At 66.1% G+C, this 8,701-nt stretch carries 9 protein-coding genes; all 9 read left to right on the top strand.

All coding sequences use genetic code 11. The annotated features are described in order from the left end of the window. Window positions 1-1,045: AMP-binding protein (locus tag EOD07_RS12865; protein ID WP_164772215.1), on the top strand; the 1,045-nt coding region annotated here is incomplete at its 5' end. Continuing rightward, complete coding sequence (locus tag EOD07_RS12860; protein WP_127235716.1) at window positions 1,042-2,193, top strand: thiolase family protein; 1,152 nt, start codon at window positions 1,042-1,044, stop codon at window positions 2,191-2,193. The genes EOD07_RS12865 and EOD07_RS12860, both read left to right, overlap by 4 nt. Next, window positions 2,193-3,080 carry a MaoC/PaaZ C-terminal domain-containing protein gene (locus EOD07_RS38505; protein ID WP_245470099.1) on the top strand — a complete coding sequence of 296 codons (888 nt, stop codon included), beginning with the start codon at window positions 2,193-2,195 and terminating at the stop codon, window positions 3,078-3,080. Before EOD07_RS12860 ends, EOD07_RS38505 begins: the two co-directional genes overlap by 1 nt. After that, entirely contained in the window at window positions 3,077-4,321 is a 1,245-nt protein-coding gene (locus EOD07_RS12845) for an MFS transporter (RefSeq protein ID WP_127235715.1), read from the top strand. Before EOD07_RS38505 ends, EOD07_RS12845 begins: the two co-directional genes overlap by 4 nt. A gap of 69 nt (window positions 4,322-4,390) precedes the next feature. Further along, the gene (locus EOD07_RS12840; protein WP_041005159.1) at window positions 4,391-5,227 is read left to right on the top strand and encodes a GntR family transcriptional regulator; all 837 of its coding nucleotides are present in this window, start codon (window positions 4,391-4,393) and stop codon (window positions 5,225-5,227) included. Window positions 5,228-5,428: 201 nt separating this feature from the next. Beyond that, window positions 5,429-6,205 (top strand): SDR family oxidoreductase, encoded by a 777-nt coding sequence (locus EOD07_RS12835; RefSeq protein ID WP_127235714.1) that lies wholly within the window; start codon window positions 5,429-5,431, stop codon window positions 6,203-6,205. Window positions 6,206-6,232: 27 nt separating this feature from the next. Beyond that, entirely contained in the window at window positions 6,233-6,892 is a 660-nt protein-coding gene (locus EOD07_RS12830; protein WP_127235713.1) for an L-fuculose-phosphate aldolase, read from the top strand. A 67-nt stretch (window positions 6,893-6,959) separates the two neighbouring features. Further along, a complete protein-coding gene (locus EOD07_RS12825) occupies window positions 6,960-7,961 on the top strand; it encodes a sugar ABC transporter substrate-binding protein (RefSeq protein ID WP_040980113.1) in 1,002 nt (333 codons plus the stop codon). 67 nt (window positions 7,962-8,028) lie between these two features. Beyond that, the coding region (locus EOD07_RS12820; RefSeq protein WP_164772214.1) for an ATP-binding cassette domain-containing protein at window positions 8,029-8,701 on the top strand (673 nt) is incomplete at its 3' end.

Below are 8,701 nucleotides of genomic sequence, written 5' to 3'. Positions count from 1 at the left end.
CTGGTACACCAACACCGCCTGGATGATGTATCACTGGCTGATCTCGGGCCTCGCCTGCCACGCGACAGTGGTGCTCTATGACGGTGCGCCGATCCTGAAATCGGCCGACGGCCTCGATCCCAGCCCGCTCTGGAAGCTGGCCGAGCGCGCCCGCGTCACGCATTTCGGCACCAGCCCGAAATATTTGGCCACGCTCGCCGCCGAAAACTACGCGCCAGGAAGCCTGCACGACCTCTCGTCGCTGCGCTCGCTGCTGTCGGCCGGCGCGCCGGTTTCGCCCGGACAGTTCGACTGGGTCTACGAGCATGTGAAGCGCGATATGATCTTTGCCTCCATCTCCGGTGGCACCGAGATCATCGGCTGTTTCCTGCTGGGATCGCCGATCCATCCTGTCCGCCGTGGTGAATTGACGACGAAAGGCCTCGGCCTCGCCGTCGCCGTCATGGACGATCGCAGTGCGCCGGTCATCGGCCGTCAGGGCGATCTCGTCTGCACCGAGCCGTTCCCGTCCATGCCGCTGACTTTCTGGGGCAAGGACGGCGACGCGCGCTATCACGCCACCTATTTCGCCGCGCGGCGCGAGATCTGGACGCATGGCGACGTGGCTGAGATGACCGCTTACGGCTCCGGCGTCATCCACGGCCGCTCGGACACGACGCTGAAGCCCGGCGGCGTGCGCATCGGGACGGCGGAAATCTACGCGGCCTGCGAGAATTTCGCCGAGATCGAGGATTGCCTGGTCTTCGGCGCGGCGGTCGAGGGCGACGAGGAAATCGTGCTCTGCGTCAAGCTGAACGACGGCTTTGCGCTGACGTCCGAGCTTGCCGCGCAAATCCGCGGCGCGATCCGCGAAGGGGCCTCGCCGCGCCATGTGCCGCATCGCATCCACGCGGTGCAGGCCGTGCCCTACACGCTGAACGGCAAGCGCGTCGAGGGCGCGGCCCGCACGACGCTCGAGGGCAAGCCGGTCAAGAACATGGCTTCGCTCGCCAATCCGGCCTGCCTCGAGGAATACCGAGCGCTCGACCGGAGCGAGGCGGCATGAGCGGGTCGAAGGGAGCGATCGTCGGCATCGGCGAGCTGAAGCCGCAACGGCTGACCAGCGGCGTGACGACGCTGGAGATGATCGCCGAGGTCTCGCGCCTGGCCGTGCTCGACGCCGGGCTGGAGCCGGCGGCGATCGACGGGCTGCTGGTCGGGCCGCAGGTCGGCGAGACACCGCAGCATGTGCCGGCGACCATCGCCGAATATCTGGGTCTCGCGCCGACCATGGCCAATGTCGTGGACCTCGGCGGCGCGTCCGGCGCCGGCATGGTCTGGCGCGCGGCGGCCGCGATCGAGGCCGGCATGTGCGAGACGGTTCTATGCGTGCTCGCCAACAACCGCGAGGAGACGGCGCCGCGCTCGCCCAACCGCAATCCGATCCGCGAGTTCGACGTGCCCTTCGGCGCCTCGGGCGCCAACATCTCCTATGCGCTGCTGATGCAGGCGCATATGGCGCAATACGGTTCGACCGCGCGGGATTTCGCCATGATCGCCGCCGCGGCGCGCGCCAATGCGCAGCTCAATCCCGATGCGATCTTTTACGGCAAGCCGGCCGATGTGGAAGCAGTGCTGGCCTCGCCGATGATCGCCTCGCCACTGCATCTTCTCGAGATCGTCATGCCGGTCGCCGGCGGTGAGGCTGTCGTCGTCACCTCCGCCGAACGCGCGCGCTCATTGCGCAAGCCGTCGGTCCATCTGCTCGGGGCCGGCGAGAAGGTCACGCACCGCGCGGTCAGCCAGGCGCCGAGCTTGACCTCCGGTCCGCTGAAAAGCGCCATGGCGCGGGCCTTCGCGCAGTCCGGCACGCAGGCCGGCGCGATGGACCTTCTGTCGCTCTACGACTGCTACACGATCATGGTCGCCGCCACGATCGAGGATGCCGGCCTCTGCGCGCCGGGCGGGTTCGGCGCGTGGCTCAACGACCACGACCTTTCCCACAAGGGCGACAAGCCGCTCAACACGCATGGCGGCCAGCTCGGCTTCGGCCAGCCGGACCTTGCCGGCGGCATGACCCATATCGTCGAAGCGGTGCGCCAGCTGCGCGGCGAGGCGGGCGAACGCCAGATCGGCAAGGCCGGGCTCGCGCTGGTCACCGGCAATGGCGCGACGATGAGCGAAGCGACCGCGCTCGTGCTGGGAGCTGCCTGATGGCGATCGATCTCAACGCGCTGAAAACCCCTGGCCCGACGATCACCGCGCTGACCAAGCCATTCTGGGATGCAGCCACCGAGGGGCGGCTGGCCATCCAGCACTGCGAGGATTGCGGCAAGGCCGTCTTCTATCCGCGTCCGATCTGCCCGCACTGCTGGAGCAAGCGTCTGGCCTGGAAAGACGCGTCGGGCAGGGGACGGCTCAAATCCTTTTCGGAGGTGCACAAGCCCGGCCATCCGGGCTGGCAGCCGGCAGCACCCTACCTGGTCGGCCTGGTCGAGCTGGCCGAAGGCCCGACGATACTGAGCTTCATCCTGGCCGGCACACGACCGCTACAGGTCGGGGACATGCTGCTTCTTGCGCCGACCGGCATCGGCGGTCGCGTCCTGCCGGCCTTCAAACCAGTCGAACAGAGCAGAGGAGAAGCCGCAATGAGCACCGAGACGAAAGACGGTTGGGTGGGCGTCGTGAAAGGCCGCCCGCAGGTCGGCGCCTTCGCCGAGCGCACACGGCGCACCAAGATGAGCGACATCGAGGCCTTCACCGATATCACTGGCGATCGCAATCCGCTGCATTACGACCGCGCGCTGGCCGAGAAATCGGTGTTCGGCAAGCTGATCGTCCAGGGCGGCGTCACCTCCGGTATCCTCAACGCGCTGGTGGCGGAGGATCTGCCCGGGCCTGGAACCGTGTTCCTCGAAGTGGCCTGGAAGTTCGTCAAGGCCGTCGGCGTCGATGAAGAGATCACCGGACGCGTCGAGGTCAAGGAAGTGCGCCCCGACAAGCCGATCTGCAAGATCGAGACCAGCGTGCGCAACGGCCAGGGCGAGCTTTGCCTCACCGGCACGGCCACGGTCTTCACCGTTCCGCTGCAAAGCGCATGAGCACGGTCGGCGACGGCCGGCTCGACATGGCAGCCGACAGCGAGCGCTGGCGCGTGCTGTCGCTGCTTTGCCTGGCGGTCGTGCTGTCGCTGACCACCTGGTTTTCGGCGACCGCCATCCTCCCGGAACTCAAGCAGGAACTGGCGCTGGGCGCCAGCGCCGAAGCCTGGCTGACCAATGGCGTCCAGGTCGGCTTCGTGGTCGGCGCGCTGGCGGCGAGTCTCATCAATCTTCCCGACCTTGTGCGGCTGAGCCGACTGATGGCGGGCGCGGCTCTTGTCGCCGCTTTGGCCAACGCGACGCTACTGCTTCATCCCGGGCCGGGCGGCGTGATAGCCGCACGCATCGTCACGGGCGCCGCACTTGCCGGCGTCTATCCGCCGGCGCTGAAACTGGTTGCCACCTGGTTCACCCGCGACCGGGGGCTGGCGCTCGGCGCGGTCATCGGCGCGCTGACGGTCGGCTCGGCGCTGCCGCATCTCTTCCGCGCCGTCTCGACCGCGCTCGACTGGCGTCCCGTGGTCGCCGCCGCCAGCGTGGCAACGGCGGCGGGCGCGCTGCTCTTCCTGCTGTTCGCCAAGGAGGGACCCTATCCCTTCGGCAAGGCGGTGTTCGAGCCGTCCCGCATCGGCCAGGGGTTCCGCGAGAAGCCGTTGCTGTTAGCCAATCTCGGCTATCTCTGCCATATGTGGGAGCTCTATGCCATGTGGGCCTGGCTGCTTGCCTATACGCGCGCCGCTTTCGAGGCGCAGGCGATCGGAACCGCCGCTACCGCGTCGCTATCGACTTTCCTTGTCGTCGCCTCTGGTATCCTTGGCTGCCTGCTCGGCGGCTATCTGTCGGACCGCGTCGGCCGCTCCGCCACCACCGCCGGCATGATGCTCGTCTCGGGCGGCTGCGCGCTGCTGATGGGCTTTCTCTTCACCGGCCCGCTCTGGCTGTTCATGCTGGTGGCCATCGTCTGGGGCGTTTCGGTGATCGGCGATTCGGCTCAGTTCTCCGCCGCCGTCACCGAGCTTGCCGACCGCCGCTTCGTCGGCACCGCGCTTTCGGTGCAACTGGGCGCCGGTTTCGCGCTGACGGTGCTCGCCATCTGGCTGACGCCGCGCTTCGCCGATTTCATCGGCGGCTGGCGCTGGGCCTTCCTGCTCTTGGTTCCCGGACCGCTTCTGGGGGCGGCCGCGATGCTATGGTTGCGAAACTTGCCGGAGAGCGTGAAAATGGCCGGTGGTCTCCGCTAGGGAGGCGCTGCCGCTTGTTGAGTCGCGGCAACTGAAATGCGGCAGGACCGGATGGAACAAGCAACCAGAATGCGCGGGCGTCCTCGTTACGACCAGGAAGATGCCGAGGCGGCCGAGGCTTTCCGCTCGATCGGCTCCAAGGTCCAGCTCAACCGCGATGAGGCCGCACCCCTCTGGGTGCAGTTGCGCAACCAGGTCGAGGAGGCCATCAACACCGGCCTGCTGGCCGCCAATTCGCGCATTCCGTCGGAACAGGCGCTCTGCGATTTCTTCGGCGTCTCGCGTCCCGTCGTGCGCGCTGCGATCGGCTCGCTCTCCAACGAGGGCCGCATCATCAAGATGCCGCGCAAGGGCATGTTCGTCGCAGCCCCCCGCGAGCATGTCGACTTCATGACCGCCAATCTCGGCGTGTTCGACGACCTGACCGCCAAGGGCCACAAGGTCTCGACCCGCACGCTGGAGGTCTACCGCTGCCCGCCGAGCGAGAAGGAGTCCAAGGTCTTCGGCATTCCCGCCAATGGCAGCGTGGTCCGCATCAGCCGCGTCTATATGACCGACGGCACGCCGATCACCATGACGCGCATCAGCCTGCCGGGGCACAGGGTGCCGGGGCTGGAGAACATCCTGTCGGAAAACCAGTCGATCTTCGGCACCATCCGCGCTGTCTTCGGCCTCACCGTGAAGCGCGCCGACCGCTGGCTGCGCGCGGCCCTTCCCACCAAGGAAGAGGCCGATGAGATGGGCGTCGCCGCCAACACGCCGCTGATCGAGATCGAGTCGATCGCCTATGACGCCGACGGCGCCGCGCTCGAATATTACGAGGCCTTCTACAACTCCTCCGTCGCGCGCATCCATATGGCGGTCGAGCAGCCGTCGGCGACGGTGAACGGCGTCGATCGCACCTGACTTGCGTGCATCCAAAAAAGATTCTGTTTTCTGGTTATAACCAGATTGACGGGCCCGGGAAGCTTCTGTAACGTCCCTTTCATGGGGTCGGGAGGAGCCTGACCCGGAGGCATTATCAGGACCTGTCGGCTTGCGGCCGCTGCCTCGGCGGCGAGGGCGGAGTTTTGCCCGCGCTCGAGCCTGTCCTGATGGAGGACGTGCATGGATTACCGGTCGCAATTCGACCTGACAGGCGAGGTCGCCGTCGTCACCGGCGGCGCCAGCGGGATCGGTCTCGAGGCCGCCAAGGCGCTCGGGACTTGCGGCGCGAGTATCGTCCTGCTCGACATGAACACGGATGGGCTGAAGGCTGCTGCCGAAGCGCTCGAGGCCGCCGGCGTGGCGAGCGTCGAAGGCCGCGTGCTCGACGTCACCGATCCGAAAGCCGTCGAGGCAATGGCAACTGCGATCGTCGCCGATTTCGGCAAGGTCGATATCCTGGTCAACAGCGCCGGCATCGCGCGCCTCAACACCGCGCTCGACACGCCGGACGAGGAATGGCGCCTGGTGATGGATGTCAACGTCAACGGCGTCTACTGGGCCTCGCGCGCCTTCGGTCGCTCGATGGTCGCCCGCAAAAAGGGCTCGATCGTCAATCTCGGCTCGATGTCGGGCCTGATCATCAACCGTCCGCAGACGGCGCCGTCCTACATGGTGAGCAAGGGCGCCGTGCACATGATGACGAAGGCGCTCGCGGTCGAATGGGCGAAATCCGGCGTGCGCGTCAACGCGCTGGCGCCGGGCTATGTCGGCACCGAGATGACGCTGAAGATGCGCGAGCGTCCCGAACTCTTCAACACCTGGATCGACATGACCCCGATGGGCCGGCTGGGCACGCCGCAGGAGATCGCCTCGGCGATCCTGTTCCTGGCCTCGCCGGCCTCGAGCTACGTCACCGGCGCGATCCTGTCGATCGATGGCGGCTACACGGCCTGGTAGCGGACCGAATAAGGATTGGAATATCGCATGACCGTTTCGGACCGAGATGTGCGCCAGGCCATCATCGACGCCTGCATCCAGATGAATGAGCTCGGCATCAACCAGGGCACATCAGGCAACATCAGCTGTCGCCACGGCGAGGGTATGCTGATCTCGCCGACCAGCACGCCCTATGACACGCTGCAGCCGGAGGACATCGTCTTCATGGGCTGGGATGGCGCGGTCGACGGGCGCTTGCCGCCGTCCAGCGAATGGCGCTTCCATCTCGACATCATGAAGGCGCGGCCCGAGGTCAATGCCGTCGTCCACGCGCATCCGACCTACTGCACGACGATCGCCATCATGGGCAGGAAGATACCGGCGATCCACTACATGGTCGCGGTTGCCGGCGGCAGCGACATACGCTGCGCGCCCTACGCCACCTTCGGCACGGCGGAGCTTTCGGCGCATGCGGTGGAAGCGCTGCGCGAGCGCAAGGCATGCTTGCTGGCCCAGCACGGCATGATCGCCGTCGGATCGAGCCTCGCCCAGGCGATGTGGCTGGCGGTCGAGGTCGAGACACTGGCGCGCCAGTATCACGGCGCCCTGCAGATCGGCGAGCCGCCGATCCTGTCCGACGAGGAGATCGAGAACGTCATCAAGCGCATGGCGAGCTACGGCCTGCGCGACAAGGAGGCCGCCGCCTAAGCGGAGGACCATGGTTTCGCATATCCTCCGGAAGGCCCGGAGCGATCAACAAGGGAGGAAATGAAAAATGACCAGATCTATGAAAGGCCTCGTCAAGGCGCTCGCTTTGGGGTTGGCGGCGGCTTGCAGCCTTGCCGCCGTCTCCGGCGCGACCGCCGAGGAGCTGTCGCTCAAGGGCAAGCGCATTGGCGTCTCGGCCATCGGCACGGACCATTATTGGGACCTGATGGCGTTCAAAGGCATCCAGGACCGCGTCAAGGAGCTCGGCGGCGAAGTCATCGCGCTCGACGCCGGCCGCAAGGATCAGCAGCAGATCGCGCAGCTGCAGACGCTGATCGCGCAGAAGCCCGACGCTATCATCGAGCAGCTCGGCAACCTCGAAGTGCTGAACCCGTGGCTGCAGAAGATCCGCGACGCCGGCATCCCGCTGTTCACTGTCGACACCGCGACGCCGCACGCCATCAACAACACCACCTCCAACAACTACAATATCGGCGCCGAGATCGCCTTGCAGATGGTCGCCGACATGGGCGGCAAGGGCAATGTGCTGGTCTTCAACGGCTTCTACAGCGTGCCGGTCTGCAAGATCCGCTACGACCAGCTGAAATATGTGCTGACCTCGTTCCCGGATGTGAAGATCGTCGAGCCGGAGCTGCGCGACGTCATCCCGAACACGGTGCAGAGCGCCTATTCCAACGTCACCGACATGCTGACCAAATCGCCCGAGAAGGGTTCGATCGGCGCAGTCTGGGCCTGCTGGGACGTGCCGCAGATCGGCGCCACGCAGGCGGTCGAGGCCGCCGGCCGCAACGAGGTCAAGACCTACGGCATCGACGGTAGCCCGGAAGTCATCAAGATGGTGATGGATCCGAAGTCGTCGGCGGGCGCCGTCGCGGCGCAGCAGCCTTATGAGATCGGCAAAACCTCGGTCGACAACGCCGCCAAATACCTGGCCGGCCAGAAGGTCCCGCCCTTCACCTTCGTTCCGTCGGTGCTGATCAACAAGGAAAATGCCGCCGAAAAAGGAAAGCCATTCCTCGACGCCGCCGAGAAGGCTGGCGTTAAATAGGACGGAACGAAACGACGGGCAGCCGCGCCTGGCGGCGGCCCGTCACATCCAACCAGGATTGACGGCCATGCAGACAGCAAAGCGTGACATTGCTGTATCGATGACAGGCATATCGAAGCGGTTCGGTCCGGTGCGCGCCTTGGAAAACGCGAACCTCGAGATCGCGCGCGGCTCGATCCTCGGCCTTGTCGGCCAGAACGGCGCCGGCAAGTCGACAATCATCAAGGTGCTGGCCGGCATCATCAAGCCGGACAGCGGCTCGATCGTCATCAACGGCGAGACCGTCAGCACGCTGACGCCGGCGTCGGTCGAAAAGCTCGGCGTCCATTTCATCCATCAGGACAGGCTTTTGGTGCCGACCGCGACCGTCGGCGAAGCCGTCTTCCTCGGCCACGAGATCGGCCTCGGCCCGTTCGTCAGCCGCCGCGCCATGGAGCGCCGCGCTGCCGATTTGCTGAAGCGGTTCTTCGGCATGGAACTGCCGGCCGGAACGCTGGTGAAGGACCTGACCACCGCGCAGCAGAAGGTGGTGCAGATCACCCGCGCGCTGGCGCAGAAGGCATCCGTGCTGGTGCTGGACGAGCCGACGGCGGCGCTGGTCAAACGCGAGGTCGACAGCCTGTTCGACGTGCTGCGCCGGCTGCGCGACGACGGCATCGCCGTGGTCTTCATCTCGCATTACATGCAGGAGATCGAAAAACTCTGCGACCGCGTCACCGTGATGCGCAACGGCACCGATG

This window comes from Mesorhizobium sp. M2C.T.Ca.TU.002.02.1.1 (assembly GCF_003997225.1).
This window is presented reverse-complemented; position numbering and strand designations above follow the sequence as displayed.

Coding starts and splice junctions, on each gene's coding strand:
- EOD07_RS12860 (WP_127235716.1), top strand. CDS start 1,042: ATGAGCGGGTCGAAGGGAGCGATCGTCGGCATCGGCGAGCTGAAGCCG.
- EOD07_RS38505 (WP_245470099.1), top strand. CDS start 2,193: ATGGCGATCGATCTCAACGCGCTGAAAACCCCTGGCCCGACGATCACC.
- EOD07_RS12845 (WP_127235715.1), top strand. CDS start 3,077: ATGAGCACGGTCGGCGACGGCCGGCTCGACATGGCAGCCGACAGCGAG.
- EOD07_RS12840 (WP_041005159.1), top strand. CDS start 4,391: ATGCGCGGGCGTCCTCGTTACGACCAGGAAGATGCCGAGGCGGCCGAG.
- EOD07_RS12835 (WP_127235714.1), top strand. CDS start 5,429: ATGGATTACCGGTCGCAATTCGACCTGACAGGCGAGGTCGCCGTCGTC.
- EOD07_RS12830 (WP_127235713.1), top strand. CDS start 6,233: ATGACCGTTTCGGACCGAGATGTGCGCCAGGCCATCATCGACGCCTGC.
- EOD07_RS12825 (WP_040980113.1), top strand. CDS start 6,960: ATGACCAGATCTATGAAAGGCCTCGTCAAGGCGCTCGCTTTGGGGTTG.